The following is a 17,015-nucleotide window of genomic DNA, read 5'->3' as shown; positions in this document are numbered from 1 at the left end:
TATCCTGCTCTTTCATGTTGAATAATTTATTATGCCTTATCCCTACCCTTCAATAGTTAAGTAAATTATCATTTTGCGCAATCGATTGCTCAATATTAGATTATTAAAGCTCATTTTAGTTAAAATTAATTTCTCATTTTGTTTAATTTAATTAGAACTAAAACCTATAAAAACTAATAAATAAGAAATAAACAACTGAATAACAATTATTTAACTTTTAAATATAATTAAAATTTACATATTAACAAAAATCTCTTTTATTATACATAAAATTATTACATTTAAAGCGTTACAATTATTAATAATTAATGAAGTTTATAGGTTATGATGTAGGAAGCTCATCGATAAAGGCTTCCATTGTAGATGATCAGGGTAAATTAATTGCCCATTCCAAATATCCGGAACATGAGATGCCAATAGATTCTCCAAAAGCAGGCTGGGCAGAACAAAATCCTGATGAATGGTGGCAAAATCTCAGGATTCTCACTCAAAAAATAATTGCTGAGAGCAAAACCGACAAAAATGAGATTAAAGGAATCGGAATATCCTATCAGATGCACGGATTAGTATTGATCGGAAAAGACAAACAGGTCCTTTGTCCGTCAATCATATGGTGTGACAGCCGGGCTGTTGAAATTGGCAACCGGACTTTTAATGAGATCGGAGAAGAAAAATGTATGAAAGAACTCCTTAATTCTCCGGGAAATTTCACTGCGTCCAAGCTGAAATGGGTACAGGAAAACGTCCCCGAAATCTATGAAAAGATCTGGAAATTTATGCTTCCGGGAGATTTCATTGCATTTAAGCTAAGTGGAGAGGCAACAACTTCTGTTACAGGACTTTCAGAAGGTGTGCTTTGGGATTTCGAAAAAAATGAAGTTTCAAAAACGATGCTTCAACATCTGAGAATTGATGAATCCCTTGTTTCTGACATTGTGGAAAATTTCACTGAACAATGCTATGTTTCAAAACAGGGAGCAGAGGAATGTGGTCTTCCCGAGGGAATTCCTATTTATTACCGGGCTGGAGATCAGCCTAATAATGCATTATCCCTTAACGTAATGAATCCGGGGGAAATTGCAGCAACAGGCGGAACTTCCGGAGTTGTTTATGGGGTAACCGATGTTATTAAGTCTAAAGAATCTGTAAGGATTAACAATTTTGCACACATCAACCACACAAAAGAACAACCGAGAATCGGTAAGATGCTTTGCCTGAATGGTGCCGGAATTCAATACAGCTGGCTTCGGCATCAGGTTGACCAAAAAAGACACAGCTATCACGAGATTAATGATTTAGCTTCCAGGATACCGATAGGTTCTGATGGGGTTATTGTGCTGCCTTTCGGAAATGGTGCAGAAAGAGTCTTACATAATAAAGATATCGGCTCTTCAATTTTTAATTTGAATTTTAACCGACATAAAAGTGAGCATCTTTTCCGGGCAGGATTAGAAGGCATCGCCCATTCTTTTGTTTATGGAACTGATATTCTAATGTCCGACGGTCTTCAGAAAGGTGTTATAAAAGCAGGTGGTGATAATTTATTCCGTTCTCCTTTATTTACGCAGACCATCACTACTCTATTGGATACCGAAATAAGAATTATAGATTCTACAGGTTCTACAGGTGCTGCAAGAGCCGCAGCCATGGGAGCCGGAGCGTTTGCATCACAAAATGAAATCCTGACTGATAAAGACATTTTAAAAAGCTATTATCCGGATACTGAAAATTATGCACAGTACAAGGAAAGCTATGAAAAATGGAAATTAAAATTACTGCAAAATCTAAACAATTAAGAAATTTTTCAATGTACAATGCAATCGATTGCATATAAATTAATCTAAATTAAAACTAAAAATATAATGGCAATTACAATGGGTAACAAAGAGTATTTTAAAGGAATTGGAAAAATTCGATTTGAAGGAAAAGAATCTGATAATCCTCTGGCTTTTAAATTTTATGACGAGAATAAAATCGTTCGCGGAAAAACAATGAAAGAATATTTCAGGTTTGCGACCGCTTACTGGCATACATTCTGTGCGACGGGAGGAGATCCTTTCGGGGTGGGAACGCAGCATTTTGAATGGTTAACTGCAACAGACGTTAAGCAAAGAGCAACAGAAAAAATGGATGCTGCTTTTGAATTCTTCACAAAATTAGGTGTTCCTTACTACTGTTTCCACGATTATGATTTAATTGATGAAGCGGATAATTTTAAAGATTCAACAAAAAGAATAGAATTTATAACCGATTATGCCAAAGAAAAACAGGCGGCTTCCGGAATAAAATTACTTTGGGGAACATCAAACTGCTTTTCCAATCCGAGATTCATGAATGGTGCGGCCACGAATCCTTCATTTGATGTGCTGGCTTACGCGGGAGGACAGGTTAAAAATGCTTTAGATGCAACCATTAAGTTAAGCGGAGAAAATTATGTTTTCTGGGGCGGCCGTGAGGGATATATGTCATTGCTGAACACTAATATGAAACGTGAACTTGAACATATGGCGAAGTTTTTACACATGGCAAAAGATTATGCACGTTCACAAGGCTTCAAAGGGACTTTCTTTATTGAGCCAAAACCTATGGAACCTACAAAACATCAGTATGATTTTGATGCGGCAACCTGCTTAAACTTTCTTCGTCAATATGATTTACTGGATGATTTTAAGCTTAACCTTGAGGTTAACCACGCAACTTTGGCCCAACATACTTTCGAGCATGAATTGCAGGTTGCAGCTGATAACAATGTGTTGGGAAGTATTGATGCCAATCGCGGAGATTACCAGAACGGTTGGGATACAGACCAGTTTCCGGTTGACTTGTATGAAATGACCCAGGCAATGTTAGTGATTATTCAGGCAGGCGGTTTTCAAGGCGGAGGTGTAAATTTTGATGCTAAAATCAGGAGAAATTCTACAGATCTGGAAGATATTTTTATCGCTCATATCAGCGGAATGGACAATTTTGCAAGAGCTTTCATGGCTGCAGATGCTATTTTAGAAAAATCAAAATATTCTGAAATCAGAGCGAACAGATATTCTTCTTTTGATGAAGGGAAAGGTAAAGATTTTGAAGACGGAAAACTATCTCTTATCGACCTGGCTGTTCATACGGAAGGTCTTGGAGAAGTGGGCAGAGAGAGTGGTAAACAGGAATATCTGGAAAGCTTGATTAATCAGTATTTATAAATTTTTGAATATTTTGTTGGTTAACTACAAAGACGCAAGAAAATCAAAGGTTTTCAGCAGCTCTTGCATTCTAAAATTTATCAAAGATAAAATCCTGACGCCTTAAGCTGATTAATTAAAATAAATTGCGCCTTTGCGTTCAGCCAACAAAATAATCCAGCTCATAACAATTAAAATTATAATAAACTATGCAAATAATAGATTCGGGTCCGGAATATTCCTCAGAAACAAAGGCGGAAATAAACATGGTATATGTCACCGTCCTTACATTGGTTGCCACTCTGGGCGGGCTTTTGTTCGGATATGATACCGCTGTAATTTCAGGAGCAGAAAAATCTATCCAGGAATATTTAATTATTCCGCTGGGATTGGGTTCCCTGGCTCATGGAGCAACTATTTCCAGTGCGCTGATCGGGTGCATTATCGGAGGTGCGGTGTCCGGGTATTTTTCAACCAGGTTAGGAAGGAAAAAATCATTAATGCTGGCTGCATTTTTATTTTTCATCAGTGCTTTGGGAGCTGCTTATCCGGAATTTTTGTTTTTTAAGCAAGGGGAACATTCAATGGGAGTTTTATGGGCTTTCAATATTTACAGAATTATAGGGGGCATCGGAGTTGGGCTTGCCTCTGCGGTTTGCCCGATGTATATTGGAGAAATAGCACCAGCCGAAGTTCGCGGAAAATTGGTTTCTCTGAATCAGTTTGCCATCATTTTTGGAATGCTGGTTGTATATTTTGTCAATTGGGGAATTGCCGACGGAAAATCTGTAGAATGGATTAACGATATCGGTTGGCGTTATATGTTTTTATCACTGACGATTCCAGCTGCTTTATTCGGGATTTTGCTATTTTTTGTTCCAGAAACTCCACGATACTTAACCCTTATTAAAAAAGATGATGAAGCGCTTAAAATTTTAACCAAAATTAATGGACACCTTCGGGGACATGAGATTTTTCATGAAATTAAAGGTAGTGTTACCCAGCATAAAAGCGAGATTTTTGCATTCGGTAAAACAGTTATCATCATTGGAATTTTACTTTCCGTTTTTCAGCAGTTTGTGGGAATTAATGTAGCTTTATATTACGCTCCGAGGATTTTTGAGAGTATGGGTGTTCATAAAGATGCTTCCATGCTGCAGACGGTGGTTATGGGATTGGTTAACGTAATTTTTACTGTGGTTGCTATTTTCACGGTTGATAAATGGGGCAGAAAACCTTTATTGATAGTTGGCTCCATAGGAATGGCAATTGGAATGTTTGCTATTGCTATTTTCTCTTATTTACATATTATCGGAATTGCAACCTTAGTTTTTATTATTATTTATACGGCATCTTTTATGATGTCCTGGGGACCGATCTGCTGGGTTTTAATCTCTGAGCTTTTCCCCAATAAAATCAGGGGTTCAGCAATTGCTGTCGCCGTTGCCGCACAATGGACCGCCAATTACCTGATCTCTTCCACCTATCCTTTTATGATGGAATTCAGTGGAGCTTTTACCTACGGCTTTTATGGAGTAATGAGTGTTTTATCACTGTTTTTCGTCTGGAGAATGGTTCCTGAAACGAAAGGTAAATCTTTGGAAGAAATTGAAAAGCTTTGGAAAAAATAGTTTAGTTTTTACATCAAAACTAGTAATGAAGACATCGGTTTTTGATGTCTTTTTGCTTTACTTAAAGAATTGTTTATTATATAATCAGATTTTCATTGTTCATAAGCTCAATTTCCAATGAGTCCGGCTTTTATTAACCAAAATTAAACCTTACACCCAAATGAATTAAGTAATTCAATATATTATAAGTTTAATCTGATTTAATCACTCCATAATCTTGTATAAAATCACAATATTTCCTTTTTGATAGCCATAATTTGATTAAATTTACGTCAATAATGTATATCATTTTAATATACAGAAAACTTCAGAAAAAGCATGTATGAATAAAAAAAATGCCACAATATATGACATCTCGAAAAAGCTTAACGTAAGTGTGGCAACTGTTTCCAGAGCATTGAACGACCATCCGAGAATCAGCCAGGCAACGAAAGATTTGGTGAAGAAAACCGCCAAAGAAATGAACTACAAGCAAAATAACCTTGCCAAAGCTCTGAAAAGCGGGGAAACAAAAAACGTAGGAATTATTGTGCCTTACATTAATACCAATTTCTTTTCATCGGTGATCCGGGGAATTGAAGAAGAGCTTTCTCCGCACGGTTATCATGTGATTATCTGCCAGAGCCATGAGGATGTAAATATTGAGAAAAGGCATTTAAACACCCTGCTTAACGCCCAGGTTGACGGAATTTTCATGTCAGTTTCCAAAACGACAATTGATATCGAACATATCCAGAATATTTTGAATACCACCAACACTCCTATTATATTTTTTGACCGTAAAAAAGATATTTCAGGGATCAGTACGGTGACTATCGATGACTACCGGGGTGGTTATATGGCCACTGAACACCTGATTAATGAAGGCTACAGGAATATTTGCCATTTTTCCGGGGACTTAAACCTTGAAATTTACAGAAACCGTCTGAATGGATATAAGCAGGCTTTAATTGATCATAATTTAAGTATAAAAGAGGAAAACATTATCACAACCGGGAGTTCGATTGATGAAGGAATTGATGCGGTTAAGAAACTTTGGGATAAAAAATCCGTTCCGGATGCCATCTTTTCATCCAGTGATTTTGCTGCATTGGGTGCTTGTCAGGAATTGAAAAAACGTAAGATTAAAATTCCACAGGAAGTGGCAATTATAGGCTTTTCCAACGAACCTTTCACCCAATTTATGGAGCTTCCGATGAGTTCTGTGGATCAAACTCCCGTTATCATGGGGAAAATGGCGGGGCAGGTTTTTATTGATAGTGTGAAGGAAAATGGTTCTGGGGTTTCTATTGAGAAGAAGGTGGTTTTGGCACCGCAGCTTTATATTAGGAAATCTTCGAAAAAGAAGTAATTTTTAACAAAAATAGAACTCGTGCGAATTGTTCGCATTTAAACAGTGGGATTTTCTTAACGTTCACAAAAATATCTTAACACTTCATTTTCCTATGTCGTTATAAAACCACAGCTTTCGGCTTTGTCATCATCTAAACACTTAAGTTTTGGCTAAAGCCAATCTGACTGTATATTATAAAGCGGACTAAAGTCCGCTCCTATTGATCCTGTTTCGTGTTTATTCGTGAAAAATATTGTGCCATTTGTGATTAAATTATCCAAAAGAAAATGCTTTCTACATTGTGGAAAGCATTTTCAACCTAATATATTTAAACAACTATAAAGATACTCCCCGTCTCCAGGGAATAAAATCGTTTTGATTTAAAATTGCGGCTTTTGTTTTTACTTCTCCGCTTGCGACTTCGATGATAAATTCTAAAAGCTCTTCTGCTTTTTCGTCGATTGTTTTTTCGCCTGTAATCACGTCTCCTGTATTGAAATCAATGATATCGGGCATTCTTTCTGATAAAGAAGTGTTTGACGAAATTTTCACCACAGGAACAACAGGATTTCCAGTCGGAGTTCCCAAACCTGTCGTAAATAAAACCACATTTGAGCCGGAACCGACCAAAGCGGTTGTACATTCCACGTCATTTCCAGGGGTACACAATAAATTTAAACCAGGTTTTTTGATGTATTCTGTAAAATCGAGAACGTCATTTATCGGTGACGAACCACCTTTTTTAGCGGCTCCTGCGGATTTCATGGCATCGGTTATCAGTCCGTCTTTAATATTCCCCGGTGACGGATTCATATCAAAGCCTGAACCTGCAGCAATGACTGATTCTTCAAAATCTTTCATTAACTGTAAAAATCTTTCAGCGTCTTTTTCATTCACACAACGATTTACCAGCTCCTGCTCTACTCCGCATAATTCCGGGAATTCTGAAAGGATGGTTGATCCACCGATTCCTGCCATTAAATCTGACAATTGCCCTAAAACCGGATTGGCGGAAATTCCTGAAAACCCGTCTGAACCGCCGCATTCCAATCCTAAAACTAACTTAGAAATTGGTGCAGGCTTTCTTTCTATTTCATTGGCTTTTTTGATGGCTTCATAAGAATCTTTGATGATTCCGTTCAGCATTTCATCAACTGTTCCTGATTTTTGCTGTTCGTAAACGATGATCGGTTTTTTATTATCAGGACTGATTTTTTCCAACGCATCTTTAAAAATCTGAACCTGTAAATTCTGACAACCCAAGCTCAAAACCGTTGCTCCGGCTACGTTTGGATTATTCACATAACCAGCCAATAACCTTCCCAATGCTTCCGCATCCTGACGAATACCGCCACAACCGCCTTGATGAGTGATGAATTTGACTTCAATATTTTTAAAAACCCGGGAATCCTGTTCTTCTTCAACAACCGTTTCAGTTTCAGAATTATTAATTAATGATCTTAATAAAAGCTGATGTTTTGTTGCTTTTTCAAACAGCAATTCTTTTTCAAAAACATCTTTTAAAATCTCAACATTCCTGTTTTCACAAAAAACCAACGGAAAAAATAACCAGACATTTTCTGTTCCGACCTGCCCGTCTTCACGGTGATAACCCATGAAAGTTTTATCTTTCCATTTATCAACATTCGGGGCTGTCCAAGCCGTCGTTTCTGTTTTACCTTCTACTTTTGCGCTTTGATGCTTAACGTTCTCAGTCGTGATAACCTCTCCTTTCTGGACCGGCTGACTCGCTTTCCCGACTAAAACACCATACATAATAATCTCGTCTCCAATAGCAAGATCTTCGGTCACGAATTTATGTTTCGCTTTTGTGTCTCTTAGAATGTCATACGTAAGATCGCCCAAAGTTACAGTTTCCCCCCGCGTAAGATCAACCAGTGCTACTGCTACATTATCTTTGGGATTTACTTTCAGTACTTTCTTTTGCATCATTTTTAAGAATAAAATTGTATAAAGTTGTGATATGCAGTTGCGATATCATTATGGTCAATTTCCCACAATGCTTTTGCTACCGCGGATTTCAAGCCGTTAACCATGGTAAGGTCTGTGTCCCAGAAAGTCGTTTCGCTTAAAGCCAATTCTGCAACTTTTTCATAATCATTATTTGTCCAGATTTCTTTGAATCTGTTTACTATTGCTTCTTCGTCATTTAAAGGCAAAGCTTTTCCACCAAAGTTTCCCTGATAAAATCTGATTAAACTTGCCAGTGAAAAGGTTAAGTTAAGCGGTAATTTTTGATTAATTTCAACATATTTTAACAGGCTCGGAAGAATTCTGACCTTAAATTTAGAGACAAAATATAACGCGATACTTGCCTGATAATGCTTAATAAAAGGATTCCTGAATCGGTCGAAAATCTCTTCGGCAAAATCTTTTAATTCATTTTCATCTAAACCTAAAGTCGGGTTCACTTCATTGAATATCGTTTCACTTAAAAATTTACCTAAAAACGGATCGTCAATAGATTCTTTTACCGTTTCTTTTCCTGATAAAATAGCCGGAGCCAACATCAATGTATGACCGCCATTCAAAATTCTCACTTTTCTCAAACGATACGGCTGAATATCATCAACAACCAAAATCTGCTCGTCAATTTTATCGAAAGGAATTCTTTCTTTTAGATTTGCCAGATCCTCAATCACAAAAAGCAAAAAGACTTCCGAAACCACCATCATTTGATCTTCATAATCTAACTGATCTTCATAGGTTTCTGCATCATCTTTCGGATAACCCGGAACAATTCTGTCTACCAATGTATTGTGAAAGTAATTGCTATGTTCAATCCATTGCACAAAGTTAGAATCTAAATGCCAAAGTTGGACATATTTTAAGATTATTTCTTTTAAAGCAAATGCATTATCTTCAATTAATTCACAAGGAATAATTCTCAATCCTTTATCTTCTGCTCCATTGAAATGTTTGAATCGTTCGTGTAATAAGACCGCTACTTTTGCAGGAAAGTTCTTATGCGGACCAGCGTAATTATTCTCAGACTCGTCGTAAGCAATTCCTGTTTCTGTTGTATTGGAAAAGATAAATTCCAATTCTTCTTCTTTTGCCAACGCCAGGAATTCATCGTAATGTGTATAAGGATTAATTGATTTTTGAATCGCCGAAATCACCTGTTTTGTGTCAATGATCTCTCCTTTTTTAATTCCTCTTGAGAAAAGCGTGTATACATTATCCTGCTCTTCCAATTTGTGAACCGAACCGCCCGGAGTCGGCTGTACGTTTACGATTCCTGCATTAAATCCTGCTTCTTTATTTAATTTATCAATCACATAATCTGTGAATCCTCTCATGAAATTTCCGCCTCCAAACTGTACAATTTTAATGGGAAGTTTTTCCTGAGAATCAATTAATTCACGATTTAATTTCTGTTTTGTCCGATTTTCCATCTTTTTAACTCGATGATTTTATTTTTATAGCGCAAAGGGTGCAAAGATTTTTTGCAATTATTGCTGTTGATTTTTAAGTTCAGTTTTAATTTTTCCTATTTTTAAACCATTAAGATTTATTAAGTGATTAAGATTGGTTAAGAGAAATAAATTTCTTGAGCTGTCTTGTTAATTTGCTTGTAAATCTTAAGCATTCTTAATCACTTAACCTTCCTTAATGGTTCAAATTATTTACTGATCACTTTATATTTTGGAACCAATGCTTTCATTACGGTCCATGCAATTAAATAGGCCACTGCACAGATTGAAAAAATGATCATATAACCTTTATCAATTCCGTCTGAAATTACGGCTCCTGATTTTTCTAATTGTTCAAAAAAGCCTTCCGGCAAACGTTCGTTGATATATTGCGGATATTTTTCCAATAAAGGAATTCCGTCAACGGTCGTCCATGCTTTATGAGCATGATCAAACAATACACCAGAAGATTTATTGATTAAAAATGATCCGATTCCACCTGCCATTCCGCCAATTCCTGTGATGGTTGCAATCGCTTTTTTAGGAAACATATCGCCAACCGTCGAGAAAATATTTGCCGACCAGGCCTGGTGCGCTGCTCCTGCAATTCCGATGATCAATACCGGAATCCAATAGGTAACCGATCCTAAAGGCTGGGCTAAAAGTGCCAGTAAAGGGAAAAATGCAAAAATCAACATGGCTTTCATTCTTCCTGTATAGGCGTTCATTCCTCTTTTTTCAACGAAATATTTTGGAAGCCAGCCTCCGATAATCGACAATAAAGTAATCATATAAAGGACGAATAATGGTAATGCACTTTGCGTGGAATCCATTTTGTAAACTGAGCTTAAATAAGCCGGTGTCCAGAATAAAAAGAACCACCAAATCCCGTCTGTCATAAATTTTCCGAACGCAAAAGCCCAGGTTTGTCTGTAGCTGAAACATTCTCTGAAAGTAAATTTCTTCTCCGGAATACTTGCATCTTCATTGGGCAGATCATCCTGATCCTGTTGAATATACGTTAATTCATGTTCGTTAACTTTATGATGCTCATGAGGTTTTTTATAGTAGAAAACCCAAAGTCCCATCCATACAAATCCCAATGCTCCGATGATAATAAATGCCCATTCCCAGCCCATTGATTTTGCAATAAAAGGAATGGTAATCGGTGCTGCCAAAGCTCCAACCGTGGCTCCTGCATTAAAAATACTTGTTGCTAAAGCCCGGTCTTTTTTGGGGAAATATTCTGCCGTCGTTTTAATCGCTGCGGGGAAATTTCCTGCTTCACCAACCGCCAATACAAAACGGGCGAAAATAAATAATGTGACACTTGTACTGATAATTGCGCCAACATTATCAACCCGACTGATGATTTCTTTAGATTCTACAAAACCTATCAGCCAGTTTCCCGTTAAAACACCTGCAGTTGCAATTCCGCAAAAAGCATGTAATACCGCACCAACAGACCAAATGGCGATCGCCCAAAGAAAACCTTTTTTAGTATCCATCCAATCCACAAATTTCCCTGCGAAAAGCATACTTACCGCATAGAAAATAGAAAATAATGCCGTGATATTTCCGTAATCGTTATTGTTCCAGTGAAATTCGGGTGCGATGAAATCTTTCCACGTCAATGACAGCACCTGACGATCCATATAATTGATGGTCGTGGCAATGAACAGCAAAAAGCATATCGTCCATCTGAATGTACTCGGTTTAAGAGGCTTAACTGAGCTCATATTAATTTTTTAGAATTAGTTATTTTTTGTTGAATATTTTAAATAATGATGCTTGTTTTTAACGCAAAGTCCGCAAAGATCTTTTGCAAATAATGCCGTTGATTTTAAGTTCGCAAAGGCTGAACTACGTTCGTAAACCTTCAGTTTATACTCAGCTAAGATCACAAAGTGTTTCCAGCTTTTTTATCATTATTATTATTTAAAGTCTGAACAATTTCCAGCACTTTTTTAGTTTCATTTTCTATCGTTGTATAGTCTTTAGCAAGCATTAATTCTTTACTCACCAATTTACTTCCCATTCCTACGGCTGAAACACCGGCTTTGAACCAGCTTTCAATACTTTCTTTGGTCGTATCAACACCGCCGGTCGGCATAAATTTCAGGTTCGGAAAAACATCTTTGATCGCGCTCATAAATCCGGTTCCTAAAACGTTCCCGGGAAATAATTTAATGAAAGTTACTCCTGCGCTTTCGGCTTCGATAATTTCTGTCGGAGTCATACAACCCGGACTGTACAACAAATCTTTTGGAATTAAAAACTCTGCAACTTCCGCCACAAAACCCGGACTGATAAAGAAATCTGCACCTGCTTTATTATATTCTTCAGCTTGCTGTACATTCTTTATTGTTCCGATTCCCAAGAGCATTTCCGGCATTTCTGCGTTACGGATTTCTACCATTTTTGTGAAATTACTCAACGCTGCTTCGCCTCGGCTTGTGTATTCTACAGCGCGGATTCCGGCTTTGTAAAGTGATCTCAGTATTTCTAAAGTTACCGTTTCATCAGCATTATAGTACAGAGGTAAAACTCCCTGATTGATGATGGTATTTGTAACTAATTGAATTTTTGTCATTTTAGTTAATTATTTGTTTAAAAATAACCTTTGATGGAATTAAATCCATCCTTTAGTATGCTGTACCTTCAAGACTTTTATCTTCATTTTTAACGCAAAGGTTTTCTTTTTAAAGCTTACTGCATATTTTAAGTTCGCAAAACGAAATTTCGCCGATTCCAATAAATCAATTATAAAATTGAGGCAAAGACGTTTGACTACGCCGAATCTTCGATTTCATTCAGCCAAGTCCACAATGTTCTAGTTTAGCTATAAGCAAGTTGCTAAAAGCCATTTACCTTTTTATTCTTCCTCCTGAATTTCCGTTCATTACTTCCAGAATATCTTCTGCACTGCAGTAATTGATGTCACCTACAATGGTATGTTTTATGGCGCAAGCTGCGTTGGCAAATTTCAGTGCTTTTTCGTCATCAAAATTAATTAAGCCGTAAATCAGACCTGCTGCAAAAGCATCACCTGTTCCTATTCTATCGACCACAGGATTCACTTCCAAAAGTTCTGTTTCAAAATAATTTTCGTTAATCAAAGCTCTTCCCTGCGTTTGCTGGGAACTTGCGGTAACTCCGATTCTGATTTTGTCGAAAACCTTATGAATAGAAGGAATTTGTTTTTTTAATTCATTACAGGCTTCGATGAAACCCTCTTTATCTGATGAAAACTGAGTTCCGAGAATTTCATTAATCTCATTCACGCCACCGATGAAAATTGTTGAATATGAAACCAGTTCCTTTAAAACTTCGTTCCCGTTTTTACCGTATTTCCAGAGGTTTGAGCGGTAAGCAGGATCGGTTGTAATTTCGATTCCCATTTCACGGGCTGTTTGTAATCCTTCTTTTAAACTTTTATAAGCCAGTTCTGAAATTCCCGGACTGATTCCTGTCCAGTGGAAATATTTGCAGCCTTCAAGAGCTTTCTTCCAGTCGATTTGTTCAGGTTTAATGTTTGCAAAAGAACCGTTTAATCTGTTGTAAGCAATTCTGCTTGCGCGAACGGACGAACCAACTTCTAAAAAATACAAACCTAAAGGATGCTCATTTTTGTTGATGAAAGTTGTGTCAATTCCGAAACTTTTGATGAAAGAAACCGCCGATTCACCCACAAAATCATCAGAAACGCTGCTGATATGCCTTACATCACAATTCATTGTTGCCAATGAAGATGCTACATTAAGCTCTGTTCCGCCGAAAAAGAATTCCATTTCGTGGCTCTGCTTCATCGTTCTGTTTCCTGGTGGCGACAATCGCATGATGACTTCTCCGAATGTGACTATTTTGTTACTCATATTTTAATAACCCTCTTTTTTTTCACCACAAAAGACACAAAAGTTTTTTGACACTTTAGTTATTTTGAAGTTTAATACATTGAAAATAAAAGATCACATAAGTTAAAAATCTTCGATTTTTATTCTTAATAATTCTTAACTTCTAAATTGATCTTAATGGTTTAAAAATTTAATTTTATTTAAAAATCAAAATAATTTTTAGCATTATGGTAACAAATATTTGAAATTGTATCCCCAATCAGCTCAATATCATCTGGTAATTCACCGTTTTTCATCTCTTCACCGAAAAGATTACACAATACTCTTCTGAAATATTCATGTCTCGGGTAAGAAAGAAAACTTCTGGAATCCGTTAACATTCCAACGAAACAGCTGATTAATCCCATGTTTGAAAGAGCATTCATCTGCTTGATCATTCCGTCTTTTTGATCAAGGAACCACCATCCTGAACCGAACTGCACTTTTCCTTTGATGCTGCCATCATTGAAATTCCCTATCATTGTCGCGAAAATTTCGTTGTCAGCAGGATTTAAGTTATATAAAATGGTTTTCGTTAACTTATCTTTTCCGTCCAGTGTATTTAAGAATTTAGACAACGTTTCAGCCTGAACGAAGTCACCGATAGAATCCCAACCCGTGTCCGGACCAAGAATTCTGTGCATTCTTTCGTTATTATTTCTCAACGCTCCCAAATGGAACTGCTGAACCCATCCGAACTTGTGATAAGCCTCGCCTAAGAATAATAAAACGGCTGTTTTGAATTGATTTACCTGCTTTTCAGCGATCACTTTTCCTGAAATTTTATCATTGAAAATCGTACTTACTTCCGCTTCTGTAGCTTCTTCGAAAGAAATATTGTTCAATCCGTGGTCGCACAATCTGCATCCGTTTTCGTGGAAATATTCAATTCTTTTCAATAAAGCATCACACAAAGTCTGGTAAGAATTAATTTCAATTCCGGCCGATTCGCCTAATTTTGAAATATAATCTGCAAAGTTGTGATTTTCAATTAAAATTGCTTTATCAGGACGGAAAGCGGTGCTTACTTTAATGCTGAAATCGCTTTTCGCCAAATCCTGGTGATAATTTAAAAGATCTGTAGGATCTTCTGTTGTGCACAGAGATTCTACATTCATCATTTTTAATAAACCTCTTGCCGATTTTTCAGGCGTCTGAAGCTGAGCGGTGATGTTTTCGTAAATTTCTGATGCATTGTTTTCGTTTAACAATTCATCGATCCCGAAATATCTTTTTAATTCTAAATGCGTCCAGTGATACAAAGGATTTCTCAATGTATAAGGGACGGTTTTTGCCCAAGCTTCAAATTTTTCTTTGTCTGAAGAATCTCCGGTGATGAATTTTTCGTTCACCCCCATTGTACGCATGGCTCTCCATTTATAATGATCGCCTGCAATCCAAACCTTTGAGATATTTTCGAAAACGGTGTCTTCTGCAATATCTTTGGGAATCAAATGATTATGATAATCAATGATGGGTTGTTTTTCCGCGTATCTGAAGTATAATTCTTCAGCGTATTTATTTTGTAGTAAAAAATTATCTGTAATAAAAGGTTTCATTCTAATCTAATTCTGTTGTTATTCATTAGCAGGTTTTCCGATAGTCGCTAAAATTCCCCCGTCAACGTAAATAATCTGTCCGTTGATAAATCTGCTTGCATCCGAAGCCAGGAAAATAGCTGTTCCGGCAAGATCTTCGGGATTTCCCCATCTTCCTTCCGGAGTTCTGCTGATGATAAAATCGTTGAAAGGATGTCCATCCACTCGAATCGGTTCTGTTTGAGAAGTTGCAAAATATCCTGGACCGATTCCGTTCACCTGAATATTATGTTTTGCCCATTCTGTTGCCAGATTTTTGGTAAGCATTTTCAGACCGCCTTTTGCAGAAGCATACGCTACTACATTGTCACGCCCCAGCTCACTCATCATTGAGCAGATATTGATGATCTTTCCAGATCTTCTTTTGATCATATGTTTGCCGATTAATTTTGACATGATAAAAGGTCCTGTAAGATCTACATCGATTACTTTTCTAAAGTCTTCAACTTCCATTTCAATCGCCGGAACACGTTTGATGATTCCTGCGTTGTTGACAAGGATGTCTATTTTTCCATGAGTGGCTTCCATTAAAGCTACTTTCTGAGCGGCTTCCAGTTCGTCCGTCACGTCAAAAAGATAACCGGTTGCTTTGTATCCTTTTCCGTGATAATAGTTTAAAGCCTCTTCTAATTTTGACGGTGTCGTGCTTGTGATAGCCAGTTCAGCACCTGCAGCGGCAAGACCTTCTGCCATTGCCATTCCTAATCCGTGAGTACCGCCTGTAACAACGGCTACTTTACCGGATAAATCAAATAAATTCATTAGAAAAATTACTTTAGTTCGTTAGTTTTGATTCCGTCCATATCTCCGTAATCCATATTTTCTCCGGCCATACCCCAGATAAAAGTATAATTAGAAGTCCCTACTCCTGAGTGGATTGACCATTCCGGAGACAGCACAGCTTCACGGTTTTGCATAAAAATATGACGCGTTTCCTGAGGCTGTCCCAAGAAATGACTGATGGTCTGCCCTTCTTCCAGATCAAAATAGAAATACGCTTCCATTCTTCTGGTGTGGGTATGCGAAGGCATGGTATTCCAAACACTTCCGGGATGAAGTTCCGTCATTCCCATTTGAAGCTGACACGTTTCAAGCACAGAATTGACAATCAGTTTGTTGATCGTACGCTTGTTGGCATATTTTTCTTCTCCTAATTCTACGATTTCGGCTTCATTTTTTGTAATCTTTTTTGTCGGATACGTATGATGTGCCGGAGCTGAATTGATGTAAAAATAAGGTTGTGCATCACCCGATTTTTCAAAAATTACTTCTTTTGCCCCTTTACCGATATATAAAGCTTCTTTATTGGCAAGCTCATATACTTCGCCGTCTACCGTTACTTTTCCGGCACCGCCAACGTTGATGATCCCCAATTCTCTCCTGTCAAGGAAATTCTCGGCTTTCAAATCGTCTGTAGGCTCCAGTTTTAAAGCTCTTGCTGAAGGCATAATACCTCCTACAATAAGCCTGTCATACATAGAATAGACTAGTTTTATCTTATCTTCATTAAATAAATCATTGATTAGAAACTCCCTCCTAAGATCTTCAGTGGTATACTTTTTTGCATCTTCAGGATGATGGGCGTAACGAAATTCTGACTGTGTCATACTGCTTGATTTTTATACTTTTTCTTTTGCGGTTTTATCAAAACCTGTTAAACATTGCGTAATCGATTGCATAAAATTACACTAAAATTTGTAGAAATACTTGTCGTTAAATATATAATTATTCTTTAATTAGTTAACAAAAAATTAATTTAAATTAATAAACAACTGATTTACAGACAAATATTTTTTAAAATAATGTATAAAAGATGAAATTATTTAAAGGAATATGAAGATAGCTTTAACCAAAATCAATGCTCAAATCACTGTTGAATATAAAATCATGCCAAATAAAATCAAAAAAATAAATATACTGATTTGATAATAATATATTAAAACTGCTATATAT

General features: G+C 36.9%; 12 protein-coding genes. 4 read left to right on the top strand and 8 right to left on the bottom strand.

Features of this window, described 5'->3' with window-relative positions; genetic code table 11:
* Positions 1–308: 308 nt before the first annotated feature.
* From LQV47_RS15300 to LQV47_RS15285, 4 genes are all read left to right on the top strand, one after another.
* Entirely contained in the window at positions 309–1,796 is a 1,488-nt protein-coding gene (locus tag LQV47_RS15300) for an FGGY family carbohydrate kinase (protein WP_230038331.1), read from the top strand.
* A gap of 66 nt (positions 1,797–1,862) precedes the next feature.
* On the top strand, positions 1,863–3,191 hold the full coding sequence (xylA, locus tag LQV47_RS15295) for a xylose isomerase (protein WP_230038330.1): 1,329 nt from the start codon (positions 1,863–1,865) through the stop codon (positions 3,189–3,191).
* Between the two features lie 188 nt (positions 3,192–3,379).
* Positions 3,380–4,801 carry a D-xylose transporter XylE gene (gene xylE, locus LQV47_RS15290; RefSeq protein ID WP_230038328.1) on the top strand — a complete coding sequence of 474 codons (1,422 nt, stop codon included), beginning with the start codon at positions 3,380–3,382 and terminating at the stop codon, positions 4,799–4,801.
* A gap of 322 nt (positions 4,802–5,123) precedes the next feature.
* Entirely contained in the window at positions 5,124–6,152 is a 1,029-nt protein-coding gene (locus tag LQV47_RS15285) for a LacI family DNA-binding transcriptional regulator (protein ID WP_230038326.1), read from the top strand.
* Positions 6,153–6,470: 318 nt separating this feature from the next.
* On the opposite strand, the gene LQV47_RS15280 is transcribed toward LQV47_RS15285, so the two are convergent.
* The 8 genes from LQV47_RS15280 to kduI all read right to left on the bottom strand — a co-directional run bounded on the left by LQV47_RS15280 (position 6,471) and on the right by kduI (position 16,669).
* Positions 6,471–8,084 (bottom strand): altronate dehydratase family protein, encoded by a 1,614-nt coding sequence (locus LQV47_RS15280; protein WP_230038578.1) that lies wholly within the window; start codon positions 8,082–8,084, stop codon positions 6,471–6,473.
* 5 nt (positions 8,085–8,089) lie between these two features.
* Positions 8,090–9,553, bottom strand: a complete 1,464-nt coding sequence (locus tag LQV47_RS15275) for a tagaturonate reductase (protein ID WP_230038324.1) — start codon at positions 9,551–9,553, stop codon at positions 8,090–8,092.
* 227 nt (positions 9,554–9,780) lie between these two features.
* Entirely contained in the window at positions 9,781–11,310 is a 1,530-nt protein-coding gene (locus LQV47_RS15270) for an MFS transporter (protein WP_230038322.1), read from the bottom strand.
* Positions 11,311–11,471: 161 nt separating this feature from the next.
* Positions 11,472–12,164: a bifunctional 4-hydroxy-2-oxoglutarate aldolase/2-dehydro-3-deoxy-phosphogluconate aldolase gene (locus LQV47_RS15265; RefSeq protein ID WP_230038320.1), complete on the bottom strand. Its 693-nt coding sequence runs from the start codon at positions 12,162–12,164 to the stop codon at positions 11,472–11,474.
* Positions 12,165–12,438: 274 nt separating this feature from the next.
* Positions 12,439–13,446: a sugar kinase gene (locus LQV47_RS15260; protein ID WP_230038318.1), complete on the bottom strand. Its 1,008-nt coding sequence runs from the start codon at positions 13,444–13,446 to the stop codon at positions 12,439–12,441.
* 179 nt (positions 13,447–13,625) lie between these two features.
* Positions 13,626–15,023: a glucuronate isomerase gene (gene uxaC, locus LQV47_RS15255; RefSeq protein ID WP_230038316.1), complete on the bottom strand. Its 1,398-nt coding sequence runs from the start codon at positions 15,021–15,023 to the stop codon at positions 13,626–13,628.
* An 18-nt stretch (positions 15,024–15,041) separates the two neighbouring features.
* Positions 15,042–15,824 carry a gluconate 5-dehydrogenase gene (locus LQV47_RS15250; RefSeq protein WP_230038314.1) on the bottom strand — a complete coding sequence of 261 codons (783 nt, stop codon included), beginning with the start codon at positions 15,822–15,824 and terminating at the stop codon, positions 15,042–15,044.
* 8 nt (positions 15,825–15,832) lie between these two features.
* Positions 15,833–16,669 carry a 5-dehydro-4-deoxy-D-glucuronate isomerase gene (gene kduI, locus LQV47_RS15245; protein WP_230038312.1) on the bottom strand — a complete coding sequence of 279 codons (837 nt, stop codon included), beginning with the start codon at positions 16,667–16,669 and terminating at the stop codon, positions 15,833–15,835.
* Positions 16,670–17,015: the final 346 nt, after the last annotated feature.

The organism is Chryseobacterium sp. Bi04, assembly GCF_918698085.1.
Taxonomy (GTDB): domain Bacteria; phylum Bacteroidota; class Bacteroidia; order Flavobacteriales; family Weeksellaceae; genus Chryseobacterium.
This window is presented reverse-complemented; position numbering and strand designations above follow the sequence as displayed.

Excerpts from the sequence above, each read along its gene's own strand:
- LQV47_RS15300 (WP_230038331.1), top strand. The coding sequence starts at position 309 with ATGAAGTTTATAGGTTATGATGTAGGAAGCTCATCGATAAAGGCTTCC.
- xylA (WP_230038330.1), top strand. The coding sequence starts at position 1,863 with ATGGCAATTACAATGGGTAACAAAGAGTATTTTAAAGGAATTGGAAAA.
- xylE (WP_230038328.1), top strand. The coding sequence starts at position 3,380 with ATGCAAATAATAGATTCGGGTCCGGAATATTCCTCAGAAACAAAGGCG.
- LQV47_RS15285 (WP_230038326.1), top strand. The coding sequence starts at position 5,124 with ATGAATAAAAAAAATGCCACAATATATGACATCTCGAAAAAGCTTAAC.
- LQV47_RS15280 (WP_230038578.1), bottom strand. The coding sequence starts at position 8,084 with ATGCAAAAGAAAGTACTGAAAGTAAATCCCAAAGATAATGTAGCAGTA.
- LQV47_RS15275 (WP_230038324.1), bottom strand. The coding sequence starts at position 9,553 with ATGGAAAATCGGACAAAACAGAAATTAAATCGTGAATTAATTGATTCT.
- LQV47_RS15270 (WP_230038322.1), bottom strand. The coding sequence starts at position 11,310 with ATGAGCTCAGTTAAGCCTCTTAAACCGAGTACATTCAGATGGACGATA.
- LQV47_RS15265 (WP_230038320.1), bottom strand. The coding sequence starts at position 12,164 with ATGACAAAAATTCAATTAGTTACAAATACCATCATCAATCAGGGAGTT.
- LQV47_RS15260 (WP_230038318.1), bottom strand. The coding sequence starts at position 13,446 with ATGAGTAACAAAATAGTCACATTCGGAGAAGTCATCATGCGATTGTCG.
- uxaC (WP_230038316.1), bottom strand. The coding sequence starts at position 15,023 with ATGAAACCTTTTATTACAGATAATTTTTTACTACAAAATAAATACGCT.
- LQV47_RS15250 (WP_230038314.1), bottom strand. The coding sequence starts at position 15,824 with ATGAATTTATTTGATTTATCCGGTAAAGTAGCCGTTGTTACAGGCGGT.
- kduI (WP_230038312.1), bottom strand. The coding sequence starts at position 16,669 with ATGACACAGTCAGAATTTCGTTACGCCCATCATCCTGAAGATGCAAAA.